The following is a 15,783-nucleotide window of genomic DNA, read 5'->3' as shown; positions in this document are numbered from 1 at the left end:
CACTTCATGGATCCAGGCGAGCGGGGGTCGAGGTCCGCGGCGCGTATGCGAGGTCGAGAGAGGGTGACCTGGTGAGGATCGGCGTCTCGCTGCTCTCGTTCCGGCCGGGCAAGATAGGAGGAGCCGAGACCTACGTCCGCCGACTGCTGGCGTCGCTGCCCGCCGCGGCCGGCGGAGACCAGCTCGTCGCCGTGCTCGACGGCGATCTCGCGCCAACGCTCGACACTCCTGGGTTCGAGCGCCTCGTCGTCCCGCGCGGTTCGAGGGCGGTGGTCATCGAGCGGATCGCCGAGGCGTTCACGCCGTGGCGAGCGCGGTACCTCGAGCGTGCGCTCCGGGGAGCGGCCCTGGACGTGACGCTCTTCCCGCAGCAGTCCGTCTTCCCGCGGCGAGCGCCGGGCGCCGCCGTCGTGACCGTGCACGACGTCCAGCACCTGTATCACGCCGAACGATTCCCGCTCTTCGACCGGGCGTTCCGTGCGGCGCTCTACGGCTTCAGCTTGGCGCGCGCGTCGCGCGTCATCGCGATCTCCGAGTTCACGCGGAGGACGCTGACCGAGCGCGCAGGGCTCCCCGCCTCCCGGGTCGCCGTGATCCCGCACGGCTTCTCGCCCGACCCAGGGCCGGTCTCCCCGCGCGAGGACCTCCCGAGGCCGTACCTCTATTACCCGGCCGCCACGTACCCGCACAAAGGCCACGCCACGCTGTTCCGCGCGCTCGCGGCGTTGCGCGAGCGCGGCGCGCTTGCCCACCATCTCGTCCTCACCGGAGAGAGGACGAGCCGCTGGCCCGAGCTGCAGCGGCTCGCGCGGTCCCTGGGGATCTCCGAACGCGTGCGGCACCTCGGGTTCTTGCCGACCTCCGAGGTGCGCCGCGTCTACGCGGGCGCAGACGCGGTCGTGTTCCCGAGCGAGTACGAGGGCTTCGGGCTCCCGGTGCTCGAGGCAGCGGCGCTGCGCAGGAGGCTCATCACCGCGCGCCTCGAGGTGTTCGACGAGATCGGCGTGCCGCGGGCTCAGCAGATCGACTTCGGGGATCCGGACCAGCTGCTGACGGCAATTCGAGACGCCGCGCCGGTGTCACTCCAGCGGCGGCCACTCACCTGGGAAGAGGTGGCGTTCCGGACGCTCGAGGCGCTGCGGGAGGCTGCCCGCGAGGCCTCCGCGGACGGGGCTCAACGGGATCGCTGATCGTCGCTTGCCGGCCGGACTCGCCCCGCACCGCTTCAGCTCGCCCGGCGCTCGGCGCCGGGCTCCGCCCCGGCGGCGCGATCGGCTCGCGCCCGCGCCTCGTCTCGCTCCGCGGAGAGGATGGCCAGCTCCTGCGTGAGCCGGCGCACCTGCTCGGTGAGCCGCGAGAGCACGGTCGAGAAGTGGACGCTGATGAGGAGCAGGAAGACGAGCCCGAAGATGAAGAGCGTCGTGGTCGGGTTGACCGCGCCGCTGAGCCGCGTGAGCCACTCGACGAGCCCGTACCAGATCGAGAGCACCAGCATGCCGAGCGTGGTGATCACCCACAGGAACGAATACTCCTCGCGGAGCCTGCGTCTGCGGATGAGCTCGAGGATCACACCCAGGGTCACGACGCTGACGGCCATCGCGAAGACGTGCTGGTTCGTGGTCATCATCGCTGCTCCCTCCGGAGCGGCACGAGGAACAGCGCGAGCGACATCCGGAACACGTAGTAGAGCGGCTTGACGAAGCCGCCATGCATGCTCTTGCCGGGTGGCGACGGCAGCATCCGGACCGGTACCTCTGCGAGGCGCAGGCCGGACCGCGCCACCATCGCGAGAACGTCCGCGTCCGGGTAGTCCACCGGGTAGCGCTCGTGCGAGTAGAAGTGCAGCGCCTCCCGCGAGATCGCCTGGAAACCGCTCGTCGGGTCGGTGATCCGCTGCCCCGAGAGGGCGCTCGCGACCGAGCCGAAGAGCCACATCCCGAGCCGCCGCAGGAGAGGGGGGCGGTACGAGCCACCATCGAGGAAGCGCGAGCCGACGACCACGTCGGCTTGCGCCAGCGCGCCGAGGAGGGGGCGGATCGAGGCCGGATCGTGCTGCCCGTCCGCGTCGAGCTGCAGCACGGCGTCGTAACCGTGACGAAGCGCGTAGCGATACCCGGTCTGGAGGGCGGCGCCGTACCCGAGGTTCACGGGATGCGTCGCGACGATCGCCCCGCCGGCTCGCGCTTCGACGACGGTGTCGTCCCGCGACCCGTCGTCGACGACCAGCACGTCGCCCGCGACCTGCCCACGAACCGCCTCCACGACGCGCCGGATCTGACGCGCCTCGTTGAAGGCGGGCATCACCACGAGAATTCGAGGGTTCTCGGAGAGAGTCATCGGTCCGCCGCCCGGTGCACGAGTCGCGCCTGAGGCCCTGGGACGTAACACAACGGTAACGCGGGGGAAACCGGAGGCATGCCCGCGCCGAGCCTCTGGGGCCCACGAAAGATTTGCGCTCACGGGCAGCCGTTTTGCCGGCGGCGAGCATGGGCAGATAATGCCCCGCTCCGGAGGCGCCTTGAAGGTCAGCGTGGTTACGCCCTCGTTCAACCAGGGTGCCTACATCGAGAGGACCATCGAGAGCGTCCTGGCGCAGCGCGGCGCGTTCGAGCTCGAGTACCTCGTCGTGGACGGCGGCTCGACGGACGAGACGCTGGCCATCCTCCGCCGGTACGAGGGGCGCCTGCGCTTCGTGTCCGAGCGCGATCGCGGGCAGTCGGACGCGATCAACAAGGGTATCCGGATGACCACGGGCGACGTCGTCGCGTGGCTCAACTCCGACGACACCTACGCGCCGGGCGCCCTCGATGCGGTCGTGCGCACGCTCGGCGGGACCGGCGCGCGCTGGTGCTTCGGCGAGTGCCCGATCATCGACGAGCAGGACGTCGAGGTCCGGAGCGCCATCGCCAGGTACAAGGCGTGGGTCTCGCGGCGCTACAGCCTGCGGCGCCTCCTGGGCCGCAACTTCATCCCCCAGCCGGCGACGTTCTTCCGGCGCGACATCCTCGACGAGGTCGGTCCGCTCGACGAGTCGCTCCATTTCGCGATGGACTACGACCTGTGGCTGCGGTTCGCGCGCGTGGCGGAGCCGGTCTTCGTGCCGCGGCCGCTCGCGCGCTTCCGGTGGCACGGGGCCTCGAAGACGGGGGCCGGGTACAGGGCGGGTGCCTGGGAGTGCTTCCGCATCGCGAGCGCGCGCGCCCGCGGGGTGGAGCGGCTCGCGCTTCCGGAGCACCTGCTCCATCTGGCGGCGCAACTCGCCGTCTATCGCCTGCTCGACCTCGCCCGACCACGCCGAGCGGCGGTCGCGTCGCGCGACGCGCCGGCGAGGGATACCCGCCGTCGCTGAAAGAGACACGGGCCGGCGGGATCGCTCCCGTCGGCCCGTCCTGCTTCGGTCCCACCCCCGACTACTTCTTCTCTTCCTTCCGGGCGGCGATCTCCTTCTCGAGCCTCGAGAGCTCGGGCGTCGCCTCGCCCGCGGCCTTCTTCTCCTCGCCGGCCTTGCCGGTCAGGTGCGCCTCACCCGGCGTCCACCCCGGCGAGACGGTCGAGGCGAGCTCGGTCGCGCCGCGCTTCACGCCGCCGGTGAGCTTCTTCACGAGGGCGTTCGCGAAGAGATAGAACCCGATGAACGGCAGGAACATCAGGAACACGAGCCCGGCGAGCGGCACCACGGCGAGCACGAGCAGGAAGGGCAGCCTCAGGTACCTCGCCGTCGCGTCGCCCGGAAGCCGTCCGCCCTCCGGCGGCACCACCTCGACTCCCCACCGCCTCGGGCTCCAGTAGTAGCCGCTCTCGACCTTCGAACCACCGGTGTGCCGCGTCATGATCGCCTCCTCGCCGTGCTCGGGAAACCGTGTCCGCGCTAGCTCTTCCGCTTGTCGCCGATCTCCTTCTCGAGGGCGTCGAGCCGCGCCTCGGCGCCCGTCGGCCCCTTCTCCTCGGTCCCGGCGCCCTCCGCGGGCTTGCCGGTGAAGTGCGCCTCGCCGGGCTGCCAGCCGGGGCTCACGGTGGACGCCAGCTCGGTCGCGCCGCGGTGGAACATGTTCACGATCGGGCTCACGAGGGCGCGGGCGAAGATGACGAACCCGATCATCGGGAGGAACATGAGGAAGGTGAGGCCGAGGATGGGGATGAGCGCGAGGGCGACGACCGTCGGCACCTTCATCCACTCGCCCTTGCCCTCCGGCAGCCGGTCGCCGTCCTTCGCGATGGGCTCGACGTGCCACTTGATCGCGTTGAAGTAGTAGCCGCCCTTCACTGCGCTTCCGCTCTTGAACTTGTTGGCCATGGTGTTTGGCTCCTTTCGATGCTCAATCTCGCTCAATCACGGTCGAACCGAAATGCGGACGAATGCCCAATCGTGAGGGAAATAGTCCGGTCTGCGGCCGGCGCGTCGCCCGAGAAGAGCAGCGCGCGGCGCCGGAAGGGGCCGGTCGCGGAGGCCGGAGCGAGGTGGGGTGGCGAACCGGCGTCTTCCGTCGCCCGATGCCGGAGCGGACACGCTCCGACTCCGGAGGAGACGTGGGGCGAATTCCCGATGCGCGGGAAAGCCGCAGCGGCCGCGGCAACCTGCCGCAACGCGAAGCGTGCGGCTCCCTCGGTGGGGTTACTTCCCCTCGGAGCGCAGCTGCATCCCGAGCTGCATGTGCTGCCGGGCGAGGTCGATGCGACCCTTGCGCCCGTAAGCGAGGCCGAGGTTGTACTGGGCGTTCGCGTCGCTCGGCAGCAGCGCCACCGCAAGCTCGAGGTGCGCGATCGCCTCGTCGACCTGCCCCTTCTCCACGAGGGCTACCCCGAGATTGTTGTGCGCCTCCACGTACTCGGGATCGGCGCGCAGCGCGAGCCGGTACTGCGCGATCGCGGCGTCGACTTCGTGCTTCGCCATCAGCGCCTGGCCGAGGTTGAGGTGCGGCCTGGGTTTGTTCGGAGCCTTCGCCGCCGCGTCGCTCCAGAGGGAGAGCTCGCTCCTCCACACCTCGTTCCGCACGAACGTGGTCACGGCGAGGACGAGGACGATGGCGCCCCCGACGGCGAGCGCGATCGCTTGCGCTCGCGCGTTCCCGGCGCGGGCCACGACGAGCGCGCCACCGGTCGCGAGCGCGGCGAAGAGCCCCACCGACGGCAGGTAGACCCGGTGCTCGAAGAACACGTCGCCGATCGGGATGAAGCTGGACTCGACGGAGAGCGTGAGGAAGAACCACGCGATGCCGAGCGCGACGATCCGGGCGGCGGGATCGAGCGGCTCCGGTGCGCTCGCTCGGGAGCGCCGGAGGAGCCACACGGCGAAGCCCGCCACCAGCGCCAGCAGCGAGGCCGCTGCCATGACGGGCGCTGCGAATGGGCTGGTGTAGAGGGGGAAGTCGTGATCGACGTTCTGCCCCACGGGGACGAGGACGAGCCGCAGGTACGTCGCGACCGCGGGGAGCTGCGTGATGAGATAGTCCCAGCGCGAGAGATCCGTCTGGTTCGTCAGCGCCGCCGCCTGGGCGCCGAGGCTCGCGGATCGACCGAGATCGAGCATCGTGAGCGGTATGATCGGGAGCGTGGCGAGGATCGGTCCGACGTACAGCGCGCGCCTCCTCGCGTCGCCCTGGAACAGGACGGCCTCCAGGAGCGCGACGCTCAGGGGTAGCGTGAACGCGATCTCCTTCGTCTTCATCGCCAGGATCGCGGCGACGAGGACCGGGACGTACTCCGCGACCGCTCGGAGCGCGCCCGTCGGGCGCGCCTCCCGCACGATGCGCCAGCGCAGGTAGAGGACGACCGCCAGGAGGTAGAAGGTCGTCGCGAGCGACGCCATTCGCTGCGCGACGTACGCGACCGCCTGCGTTTGCAGGGGATGCGCCATGAAGAGCGCCGCCGCGACGAGCGCTATCCAGTGGCCCCGGTCCGCGAGCGCGGACCGCTTCAGTGCGGTCGAGCGAAAGAGAAGGCACACGAGCGCGTAGGAGAGCGATCCGTTGAGGAGATGGATCGCGATGTTCACGAGGCGGTAGCCGGCGGGATCGAGGCCGCCGACCGCGTGGTTCAGCGCGAACGTGGCGAAGGCCACCACGCGATGCGGGCTGGCGCGGTACCCCGCCGAACCCGCGAAGTAGTTCGAGAGATCGCGGATGACCGGGTTCTCGACGATGACTTGGAAGTCGTCGAAGACGAAGTCACCCCGGAAGGCATTCGAGTACGCCAGGAGCCCGAGGGTGACGAGCGCCGCGACGGCGACGAGATGGCGACGAGCCGCAGCGGGGATCTTCGGCCGCGACGGCATCGAGCCTGGCGTCACGGCCTTGGAGATGGGTCGCGGAAGTGTCATCGATACGCTTGGATTCGGACGCAGGGTGGGCAGCATACACCCGCGGTCGGGGCTCTGGACCGGCCCGGCGCCCGCCTGGCGCCGCACGCCGCGAGCGAGTGACCCGCCTGCCGCGGCCGCTCACCTGAGCCGCTGTCCGCGTTCGCGCCGCGTCAGCCCGAACTGCGTGAGCGTGCGCTCCACGCTGCGCACCGAGACCTCGTGCCCGAGCCCGGCGAGCTCCTCGGCGATCGCGGCCGCGCTTCGCTCCGGCTCTCGCAGGCGAGCGCGGACGATGTGGCGGACGACCTCGAGCGGGCGCCGCCACGCGCTGCGCGGGCCCGGCGGCCGCGCGATGAGCCCCTCGAGCCCGTTCTCCCGGAAGCGGCGAAGCTTCTCGTAGTAGGCGCTGCGGGATCTGCCGAAGCGGGCCAGCACCTCGTCCAGCGGCGCGCCGCTCGTCTCTCCCTCGATCAGCATGAGCAGATCGAGGGAGGCCCCGTCGCTCGCGGGTAAGGAAAGGATCCCGCCGGGGCCGCGGATGACGTTGCTCTCGGGCTTCATGTAACTGGGGCTCCTCCGGTCCGTCCGGCCGATGCTGGCGGCAAACTGCCGCGGGAAAGCAAGGCGGGTGCCGCACCCAGGGTCACGAGATGTCAAGGGAAATCCCGTAACCGATGGGTGACGATTGGGGATCTCACCCACCGTGTTGGGGCAGGTACCCCAGCCGTGCCCCACGCACGCCCCGCGCGCCGGCTGCCCAGCGCGCATGCAGGGGTTTCGCCTCCCTCGGCCGTGTGGGAGGTAGCGCGCAAGGCTTGCGCAGACCGGCTCGGGACTCCTGGGAAATCTGGCGGGGATACGGGGGGCACGGCGCTTGCTCGCGTGGCCCGGAAGATCGCGAAAGGAGCCGCCGTGCTCGTCGCAGTCGGGCTCAACCAGAAGGGCGCAACCGTGGCGGACCGAGAGGTGCTCGCGCTGTCACCGGACGACCTGCAGCCGGCGCTCGCCAGCTACGCGGCGCTCGACGGCATCGAAGAGGTCGCGGTGATGTCCACGTGCTACCGCGTGGAGATCTTCGCCGCGACGCGCTGTCCCGCGGCCGCGACGCTCGCGCTTCGCCAGGCGCTGAACGCCCGCGCCGGCAGGGAGCTGCCGCTGTTCGAGGTCCAGGGCGAGGAGGCGTTCCGGCACCTCGTGCGCGTGGCCTCGAGCCTCGAGTCCGCCATCCTCGGCGAGCCGCAGATCCTCGGGCAGTTCAAGGACGCGTTCCAGCGCGCCATCGAGCTCGGCGTCGCGGGCAAGGAGCTCACCGCGGTCCTGAACCGGGTGCTGGCCGGGGCGAAGCGCGTCCGCACGGAGACCGCGGTCGGGCGCGCGGGCATCTCCTGGGGGAACGCGGCAGCGACCCTCGCCGAGAAGGTGATCGGCCCGATGCAGGGCCGGCGCGTGGTCGTGGTCGGCGCCGGCGAGATGGCGCGGCTCTCCGCGCAGCACCTCCGGGACCAGGGCGCCCGGATCGTCGTGCTGAACCGCACGCTCGCGAACGGCGAGGCGCTCGCGCAGGAGGTCGGCGGTATCGCTCGGCCCCTCGACGCGCTCGAGGAGGAGCTCGCGGAGGCGGACGTCGTCGTGTCGGCGGCCCCGGTCGCGCCCGCCGCGTTCCAGCCCGAGGCCATGGCCCGGCTCTCGCGCGCGCGGCGGCGGCCCATCGTCCTCGTGGACCTCGCCGTCCCGCGCGCGATCCCCGCGGCGACCGGCAACGTGCGCGACGTGTACCTCTGCGACGTCGACGACCTGGATCGGGTGATGAAGGCCGCGATGACCGAGCGCGTGGCCGCGGTCGCCGAGGCCGAGCGGATCATCGCGGACGAGGTCGCGAAGTACGTTCGGGCCGAGGCGGAGCGCCGGGCCGCGCCGCTCATCCAGGAGATGCGCAGCCGCGCGAGCGCGATCGCCCGCGAGGAGGTGGAGCGCACCCTCCGCAGGCTCGGGGAAGATCCGGAGCTCGAAAGGAGGCTCGACGCGATGGCCGGCTCCATCGTCTCGAAGATCCTCCACGCGCCGAGCACCAAGCTGCGCCAGGCGGTGTGCGAGGGATGCGCAGGAGAGGCGCTGGTCGCCGCCGCTGTCGAGATCTTCGAGCTTTCTGCCGACATCCGCGTACATCGCGGAAACGCTGCGTGAAGTGCCGCCGGGGACGGCGCCTTCCCGTCCGTCGCTGTCCTTGCAATGATGGCGGTGGGCCGAACGTTGTCCCCTAGCGGATGAATCCACTCGAACGCCTCTTCAAGCGGCTCGACTCGAGCATCCGGGCGCGCATCCTGCTCCCGACGGCGCTCCTGTTCGCCTTGACGATGGCGGCGATGGTCGCGGGGGCCGTCCACCTCTACGGCTCGGACATCGAGCGCGGACGCCGCGAGCGCGCCCAGATCTTCACGGAGATGGTGGCGTCGGGCGTCTCGAACACCATGCTCTCGGGCCAGCCGAACGCCGTCCCGGCGCTGCTCGGGACCCTGATGGCGCACAACAGCGAGCTGCTCGCGGCGAGCCTCGTCGCGCCGACCGGCTACATCTCCGTGTCGACCGCGCCGGCCCTGATCGGCGCGGTGCCGTGGCCGGATCTCCGCAAGTTCGAGACCACGACCGTGGTGCAGTCGCCGAACGGGAACGAGCTGGAGTACGCGGTAATCCACCCGATCCCGAACGCCACCGCGTGCGCGCGCTGCCATGGGACCCACTCGCCCGTGAACGGCTGGCTCGACCTCCGCTTCAGCCGCGATCCCATCGAGCTGTCGGAGTCCCGCCTCGCGAAGACCCTCCTGTTCGCGGCGTCCGGAGCGCTCGTCTGCCTGCTCGCCATCCTGCTGTGGCTGCTCGGGCGCGAGGCCGTGAGCCCGCTGCAGCGCCTCGTCGCCGCGATGAAGCGGGCCGAGGCCGGAGAGCTCACGGTGCGCGCCGACGAGGGGCGCTCCGACGAGCTCGGCACCGCCGCCCGGGGGTTCGACGCGATGCTCGCCGCCCTCCGCCGGAGCCAGGCGGAGCTCGAGGCGTTCTACCGCGAGCGGATGGTGCGGGCGGACCGGTTCGCGGCGGTCGGCGAGGTCGCGACGGGCCTCGCCCACGAGATCAAGAACCCGCTCGCCGGGCTCTCCGGCGCGCTCGAGCTCCTCGCGGAGGACCTCGCAGAGGACCCGCAGCACGCCGAGGTGGTCGGCGAGATGCGCCACCAGGTGCAGCGCCTCACGCACACCATGGAGAGCCTGCTCAGCTTCGCCCGGCCTCCGAAGGCGAGGCTCCGCTCCACCGACGTGAACGGCACGCTCGAGAAGGTGCTCTTCCTCATCCGCCAGCAGTCGCGCAACGGCGTGGTCGTGGTCGCCCCGGAGCTCGCGCCGGAGCTGCCCCCCGTGCTGGCCGATCCGTCCCAGCTCGAGCAGGTGTTCCTCAACATCTGCCTCAACGCCTGCCAGGCGATGTCCGCCCAGGGGAAGGGGACGCTCACGGTCCACTCGCGGATGGGCGACGGGAACGTCGTCGTCGAGATCGCCGACACCGGTCCCGGCATCCCCACCGACCTCCGCGCCCAGGTGTTCAAGCCGTTCTTCACGACCAAGCGCGAGGGGAACGGCCTCGGCCTCGCGATCTCCGCCCGCATCGTGGCGGAGCACGGGGGGCACATCGGTTACCGCTGTCCGCCGGATGGAGGGACGGTGTTCACGGTGACCCTGCAGCTGGCGCGCCCCGCGCGCGCGACGGAGCACGCCGCATGACGATCCCCTCGGCCCGCGTCCTCGTCGTGGACGACGAGAAGCTGATCCGCTGGTCCGTGTCGGAGCGCCTGCAGCGCAGCGGCTACGAGGTGCTGTCGGCCGAGTCGGGCGAGCAGGCGCTCGAGATGCTCGCCGCGAACCCGCCCGACGTCATGCTCCTCGACGTGCGGCTGCCGGGGATCGACGGGGTCCAGACGCTGCAGCGCGCGCTGGCGGAAAACGCGGACCTCATCGTCCTCATGATGTCCGCCCACTCGACGGTCGACATCGCGGTCGACGCCATGAAGCACGGCGCGATGGACTTCCTCGTGAAGCCGTTCCCGTTCCAGGCGCTCGACGCCGCGGTGGAGCGGGCCATCGCGACCGCGCGCACGCGCCGGCAGATCGCGGCGCTGGCGAGCGAGCGCCGCGGCGGGACCGCGCTCGAGGCGATCGTCGGCGCGTCGAGCGCGATGGAGCAGGTGCGCTCGATGATCTCGCGGCTCGGCGCGTCGGACACGACGACGGTCCTCATCGAGGGGGAGAGCGGCTGCGGCAAGGAGGTCGTCGGCCGCGCCATCCACTTCCAGAGCGCGCGCGCCGAGCGGCCGTTCCTCCAGGTGAACTGCGCCGCCCTCCCGGAGCACCTCCTCGAGTCGGAGCTGTTCGGGCACGAGCGCGGCGCCTTCACCGACGCCCACGCCCAGAAGCGCGGCCTGTTCGAGAGCGCCGAGGGCGGCTCGGTGATGCTGGACGAGATCGGCGACCTCCCCCCCGGCGGCCAGGCGAAGCTCCTGCGCCTGCTCGAGAACAAGACGTTCCGGCGCGTCGGCGGCGTCCAGGAGCTGCGCAGCGACGTCCGCGTCATCGCCGCGACGAACGTCGACCTCGAGCAGCGCGTCGCGGAGGGCCGGTTCCGCGCGGACCTCTTCTTCCGGCTGAACGTCGTCCGGATCGTGGTCCCGCCGCTGCGCGATCACGTGGAGGACGTCGGCGCGCTCGCCGCGCACTTCATCGCCCGCTTCAACTCGGAGATGAAGCGCCAGGTGCGAGGCGTCACGCCCGCCGCGATGGAGCTCCTCAAAGCCTACCGCTGGCCGGGCAACGTCCGCGAGCTGCGCAACGTCGTCGAGCGCGCCTTCATCCTGCACGCAGGGGTCGAGGAGATCCGCCCCGAGCACCTCAGCCCCGAGCTGCGCCGCGCCACGCCGGGGAAGCGCGCCGACAAGCTCGTCCCGAGCGTCACGCCGGACGGCCTCGTGCTCGACGACGTCGAGCGCAAGCTCATCGTCGAGGCGATGGAGCGCGCGAGCGGCAACCAGTCGAAGGCCGCCCGTCTCCTCGGCGTGTCGCGCGACACCCTCCGCTACCGGCTGAAGAAGCACGGGATCGGGTAGGCACGCCCGGGTCCCTCCGCCACCGGTCACTGGCCCAGCGCGAGGGCCAGGTTGCGGGCGTACTGGGGATTGCCAGGGTCCAGCCTGACTGCTTCCCCGAAGTGCAGGACGGCGCGGTCCATCCGCCCGAGGTTCGCGACGCAGATGGCGAGCCCGTTGTGCGCCACCGCCGCGCTGGGATCGAGCTCGAGCGCGCGTTCGTACGCGGCCGCTGCCTCCGAGAATCGACCGTTCACCGAGAGCGCGTAGCCGAGGATCGTGTGTGCAGAGGCGTTCGTCGGCCGCTCGGTGACCGCCAGCTCCGCAGCGCGAGTCGCCTCCGCTGCGTTCCCCGTGGAGGCGAGCGCCGAGGCGAGGTCGACCCGCGCTTCGTGGTGCGCGGGGTCGAGCGCGAGGGCGCGCGTCAGGGCCGGGATGGCCCCCGATGCGTCGCCCGCCGCGAGCAGCGCGTGTCCCAGGTATTCTTGCGCGGCGGCGCTTCGAGGTTCCTCCCGGGCTGCGTCGCTCCACAGGGAGAGATCGCTCCGCCAGACCTCGTTTCGCGAGATGGTCCCCGCGGCGAGGAGGCCGATGACCAGCGCCGCCGTGGCGGACCTGAGTGCCAGCGGCGCTCGAAGAGCGAGCGGATGCTCGAGCGCGATCGCGAGGAGCAGCGCCGCGCCTGCGAGCGGCAGGTACAGGTACCTCTCCGCGACCAGTCCCTCCCCGAGGACCGGAACGTACAGCGCGGGCAGGAGCGGGAGGACGAGCAGGGCGACTCCCACGACCACGCCGGCGCTGCGGCGGCCGAACCAGGCGATCGCCGCGAGCGCGGTAAGGGTGAGAACGCCCCCCACCACTCCGGGCGTCAGTGTCGTCACGACCCCGCGCGCGTGGACCGCGCTGAGGCGCTGCGGCCACACGAGCAAGGCCGAATAGTCGGCGAGCAGCGTCAACGCCGTCAGGAAGCCATCGACGACCCCGACCTTCACCCGGTGTGCTCCTCCCGTCCCCATCAGGCCGCCGAGCGCGTTCACGCGGAGCAGCAAGTACAGGAACGTAGCCGCGGAAAGCGAAGCGAGGATTCTCCAGGCTCGGACGCGCTGCGTCGGGCACCACAGGTCGCCGCGGTTCCCGAATGCCACCACGACGGTGGGGAGAAGCATCACCGCGGGCTCCTTCGCCAGCAGTGACGCCAGGAACAGGACCCCGGCGATGGCAGGGCCCGTCCACGACGACGACCGCCTGCTCGTCGCGACGAGGAACGCGGCCAGGAAGAAGAAGCCGAACGACAGGTCCACGATCCCCGAGATCCACGCCACCGCCTCGGCGTGGACCGGGTGGACCGCGAAGATGAGCGCTCCGATGGCGGGTCCCGAGATGTACAGGCGACTCGCCGAGGTGGCTGCGTCGGGAGCGCACGTCTGCTGCGGGGCGTCCTGACGCGCCCAGCGGACCAGCAGGACGTACACCGCGGCGGATGTCCCGGCGTGCAGGAGGACGTTCGCGGCGTGAAAGCCCCACGCTTCTGGACCGAACACTGCTCGAGACGCCCACAGCAGGACGTGCATCACGGGCCGGTAGTAGCTCGTGTCGAGGCCGGCCGCGAAGGCAGCCATGTGGTGCGTGAACGCGTCGGCGAGAGCGGGGAACCCAAGGATCCACGGATTGTGGAGGACGTTGTAAGCGTCGTCGAACACGAACCCGTTCGCGATGCTGTTGGCGCTCGCGACGAAGGCGACGACGGCGATGCCCACGGCTCGGCTGAGCGTCTGACGCGGCGCGCCCTCGAACATCTCCCGAGTTGTACACGATCCCGAGGCTACGCGGCGCGGCGCCCCTCAGGCGAGGGACGCCGTCTCACGCACGGCCATGAAAGGGAGGAAGCCCGGCGTCAGGCGAGCGCGGCGTCGTCGACGTCCACCGGCGTCCCATCCGTCGGCCACTCGATCTCGCTCGCGAGCGCGTGGAGCTCCTGCTTCAGCTTCTCCTTCGCCCGGATCTCCAGCTGGCGGGCGCGCTCGCGCGAGAAGCCGAAGTGCTCCCCCAGCTCCTTCAGCGTGAGCGGACGATCGGCCATGACGCGCTGCTCGATGATGTAGCGCTCGCGCTGATCGAGGCGCGCGAGGGCCGCGGTCACCTTCGAGGCGACGATCTGCTGCTCCTCGGCGACGGAGAGCTCGTCGTCCTGGGCTGCCGCCTTGCCGGCGACGAAGTCGATGTGCGAGTAGCCGCCGTCGTCGCCCATCGGCGCGTCGAGGGAGAGGTCGCGGCCGTCCATCCGCTGCTCCATCTCCTCGACCTCGGCGGGCTTCACCCGGAGCTTCTTCGCGATCTTGCCCTTGTCCTGCGCGTCGGAGTCCAGGCCGTGCTCGACGGACATCTTGTCGAGCTCGCGCTTCGTCCGCGCGAGGGAGAAGAACAGCTTCCGCTGGGCCTGCGTCGTCCCCAGCTTCACGAGCGACCACGACTTGAGGATGTAGTTCTGGATGTAGGCCCGGATCCACCAGACGGCGTACGAGATGAGCCGGATGCCCTTGTCCGGATCGAACTTCTGCACCGCCTTCATGAGGCCGATGTTCCCCTCCTGAATGAGGTCGGCCATCTTGAAGCCGTAGGAGCGATACTCGTACGAGACCTTCACCACGAACCGCAGGTTGGCCGTGACGAGGCGGTGCGCCGCGCGCGTGTCCCCCTGGTCGCGGTAGAGCCGAGCGAGCCGCTGCTCCTCATCCACGGTCAAGAGAGGAAAGCGATTGATCTCCGATAGATACAGCTCGAGGGAGCTGGTGGTCGTCGGGATCGCGATGCGCTTCATTCGGCCTCCGGAAGGTTGCCTAGTGACGGGAGCTGGAGAAAGCAACGGACGTGCCGCAAAGGGGTAGGGAAAAATTGTGCGCGATTCCAACGGCTTGGCTGTTAGGACAGGAGCCGCTCGGAAACCGGGTGGCTGTAGAAATGACAGGAAACGCGCGAGCCCCCGGCCCCGTTGGGTTTTTTCCCTGTAATTCATTCTGCAAGACCTACGGGGTGGTTGCAGACCTCACTTGCGCGTGACAGACGGGGTACCCAGGTTGTGGCTGCACGCTCGTCGGGATGGCGGCCAGGCAGGTGGATCGTGGAGCGCGAGCAATCGGAACAGCCCAAGAACGCATCGGACTCGGAGGAGAGGGCGGACGCGAACGAGCGGCGCAGCGGGTATCTCGGCTTCGTCGCCCATGAGGTCCGCAACCCGCTCTCGACCGCGCTCTGGACGGCCGAGCTCCTGGCTCGAATGTCGCCCGAGGAGCGTGGCGGGGCTCGGGGCGACAAGCTCTCCGCGATGTGCCTGCGCTCGCTCTCCCGCGTTCGCCAGCTCGTCGAGGATCACTTCCTCTGCGAGCGGCTCGACGTGGCGGGCATCCCCGTGCGCGCGGAGCCGCTCTCCCTGGGCGAGATCCTCGAGGGCCTGCTGGAGCGGCGTCCCGCCGACGCCCCGCCCGTCACCGTCGAGCTCGACGGGCCGATCACGGTGGCCGCCGATCGCTCGCTGCTCGAGCGGGCGATCGAGGCACTGCTCGCCGTCGCGGGCAGCGAGGGAACGCCCGTCCGCGTGGTCGCACGCACGGGGGAGGACGTCTCGATCTCGGTGTCGGGTCATGCGGTGCCACCCGAGGCGCTCGAGGATCCGCGCAAGGGCTCCCCCAGTGATCCGAAGGGGCGGGCCCTCGCGCTTCCGGTCGCCCGCCGCGCGGCGGGGGCGCTACACGGCAGCCTCGCGCTGTCCGAGGATGGTTACCTCCTCACGCTCCCGCGAGTGAGGGCATATACTGCCCCGCCCGATTCACCCCGGGAGCCATGACCGATCCCCTCGTGCTGGTCGTCGACGACGACCCCGACATCCTCGACGCCATCTGCGACATCCTCGAAGGCGAGGGTTATCGCGTGGCGCGCGCGCGTCACGGGGTGGAGGCGCTCGAGCGGGTCGAGGCCGAGAAGCCGGCCATCATCCTGCTGGATCTGATGATGCCCGTGATGGACGGGCTCGCCTTCGCCCAGGCGCTCCGGGAGCGGCCGGGCAGGGCGGAGATCCCCATCGTCGTCATCTCGGCGGACGGCAACCCGCAACGCGCCGCGTCGGTCGGGGCCGCAGGCTACCTGGCGAAGCCATTCGACATCGACGCGCTGCTCGCGCAGGTCGCGCAGATGACCTCGTCGGAGTGCGCCTCGCTCTGACGGCGACATCACCCGACCGCGCCCGGAAAACCGGCGGCGGTACGCGGGCTTCCCTTGACACCCGACCGCCGGACGGGTAGAAACCGCCCCTTTCCAACGGCACGTCCTCCGCGGCCAGTCGTGACGCGCGGCGGACCAATGCGAG

15 protein-coding genes are annotated in these 15,783 nt (G+C 70.7%); 7 read left to right on the top strand and 8 right to left on the bottom strand.

The genetic code is table 11. The annotated features are described in order from the left end of the window. Positions 1–71 precede the first annotated feature (71 nt). A complete protein-coding gene (locus MNY60_RS05640) occupies positions 72–1,190 on the top strand; it encodes a glycosyltransferase family 1 protein (protein WP_242360152.1) in 1,119 nt (372 codons plus the stop codon). A 35-nt stretch (positions 1,191–1,225) separates the two neighbouring features. Here MNY60_RS05640 and MNY60_RS05635 read toward each other — a convergent pair whose 3' ends face one another. Together MNY60_RS05635 and MNY60_RS05630 are read right to left on the bottom strand one after the other, a co-directional pair. Next, the gene (locus MNY60_RS05635; RefSeq protein WP_242360151.1) at positions 1,226–1,627 is read right to left on the bottom strand and encodes a DUF2304 domain-containing protein; all 402 of its coding nucleotides are present in this window, start codon (positions 1,625–1,627) and stop codon (positions 1,226–1,228) included. Further along, positions 1,624–2,337, bottom strand: coding sequence for a glycosyltransferase family 2 protein (locus tag MNY60_RS05630; protein ID WP_242360150.1), 714 nt, complete (start codon positions 2,335–2,337; stop codon positions 1,624–1,626). Before MNY60_RS05630 ends, MNY60_RS05635 begins: the two co-directional genes overlap by 4 nt. A gap of 160 nt (positions 2,338–2,497) precedes the next feature. Between MNY60_RS05630 and MNY60_RS05625 the strand changes: the two genes are divergently transcribed. Then, positions 2,498–3,349 (top strand): glycosyltransferase family 2 protein, encoded by an 852-nt coding sequence (locus MNY60_RS05625; RefSeq protein ID WP_242360149.1) that lies wholly within the window; start codon positions 2,498–2,500, stop codon positions 3,347–3,349. A 61-nt stretch (positions 3,350–3,410) separates the two neighbouring features. On the opposite strand, the gene MNY60_RS05620 is transcribed toward MNY60_RS05625, so the two are convergent. From MNY60_RS05620 to MNY60_RS05605, 4 genes are all read right to left on the bottom strand, one after another. After that, complete coding sequence (locus MNY60_RS05620; RefSeq protein ID WP_242360148.1) at positions 3,411–3,830, bottom strand: hypothetical protein; 420 nt, start codon at positions 3,828–3,830, stop codon at positions 3,411–3,413. A 38-nt stretch (positions 3,831–3,868) separates the two neighbouring features. Next, complete coding sequence (locus MNY60_RS05615) at positions 3,869–4,294, bottom strand: hypothetical protein (RefSeq protein WP_242335389.1); 426 nt, start codon at positions 4,292–4,294, stop codon at positions 3,869–3,871. A gap of 318 nt (positions 4,295–4,612) precedes the next feature. Next, the gene (locus tag MNY60_RS05610) at positions 4,613–6,316 is read right to left on the bottom strand and encodes a tetratricopeptide repeat protein (protein ID WP_242360147.1); all 1,704 of its coding nucleotides are present in this window, start codon (positions 6,314–6,316) and stop codon (positions 4,613–4,615) included. Between the two features lie 120 nt (positions 6,317–6,436). Next, a complete protein-coding gene (locus MNY60_RS05605) occupies positions 6,437–6,859 on the bottom strand; it encodes a helix-turn-helix domain-containing protein (RefSeq protein ID WP_242352439.1) in 423 nt (140 codons plus the stop codon). 351 nt (positions 6,860–7,210) lie between these two features. On the opposite strand from MNY60_RS05605, the gene hemA reads away from it, so the two are divergent. From hemA to MNY60_RS05590, 3 genes are all read left to right on the top strand, one after another. Continuing rightward, positions 7,211–8,482, top strand: a complete 1,272-nt coding sequence (gene hemA / locus MNY60_RS05600; RefSeq protein ID WP_242360146.1) for a glutamyl-tRNA reductase — start codon at positions 7,211–7,213, stop codon at positions 8,480–8,482. An 80-nt stretch (positions 8,483–8,562) separates the two neighbouring features. After that, positions 8,563–10,068, top strand: a complete 1,506-nt coding sequence (locus MNY60_RS05595; RefSeq protein WP_242335378.1) for a sensor histidine kinase — start codon at positions 8,563–8,565, stop codon at positions 10,066–10,068. After that, on the top strand, positions 10,065–11,444 hold the full coding sequence (locus MNY60_RS05590; RefSeq protein WP_242360145.1) for a sigma-54 dependent transcriptional regulator: 1,380 nt from the start codon (positions 10,065–10,067) through the stop codon (positions 11,442–11,444). The genes MNY60_RS05595 and MNY60_RS05590 overlap by 4 nt, the downstream gene beginning before the upstream one ends. A gap of 26 nt (positions 11,445–11,470) precedes the next feature. Here MNY60_RS05590 and MNY60_RS24175 read toward each other — a convergent pair whose 3' ends face one another. Both MNY60_RS24175 and rpoH read right to left on the bottom strand, forming a co-directional pair. After that, positions 11,471–13,180: a tetratricopeptide repeat protein gene (locus MNY60_RS24175; protein ID WP_242360144.1), complete on the bottom strand. Its 1,710-nt coding sequence runs from the start codon at positions 13,178–13,180 to the stop codon at positions 11,471–11,473. A 137-nt stretch (positions 13,181–13,317) separates the two neighbouring features. Beyond that, on the bottom strand, positions 13,318–14,241 hold the full coding sequence (gene rpoH / locus MNY60_RS05580) for an RNA polymerase sigma factor RpoH (protein ID WP_242335372.1): 924 nt from the start codon (positions 14,239–14,241) through the stop codon (positions 13,318–13,320). A 300-nt stretch (positions 14,242–14,541) separates the two neighbouring features. Between rpoH and MNY60_RS05575 the strand changes: the two genes are divergently transcribed. Together MNY60_RS05575 and MNY60_RS05570 are read left to right on the top strand one after the other, a co-directional pair. Continuing rightward, complete coding sequence (locus MNY60_RS05575) at positions 14,542–15,264, top strand: sensor histidine kinase KdpD (RefSeq protein ID WP_242335369.1); 723 nt, start codon at positions 14,542–14,544, stop codon at positions 15,262–15,264. Beyond that, a complete protein-coding gene (locus MNY60_RS05570; RefSeq protein ID WP_242335366.1) occupies positions 15,261–15,638 on the top strand; it encodes a response regulator in 378 nt (125 codons plus the stop codon). The genes MNY60_RS05575 and MNY60_RS05570 overlap by 4 nt, the downstream gene beginning before the upstream one ends. Positions 15,639–15,783: the final 145 nt, after the last annotated feature.

Source organism: Anaeromyxobacter sp. SG17 (assembly GCF_022690695.1).
GTDB lineage: Bacteria > Myxococcota > Myxococcia > Myxococcales > Anaeromyxobacteraceae > Anaeromyxobacter > Anaeromyxobacter soli.
The sequence above is the reverse complement of the archived record's forward strand: the minus strand, read 5'-3'. Positions and strand labels throughout refer to the sequence as shown.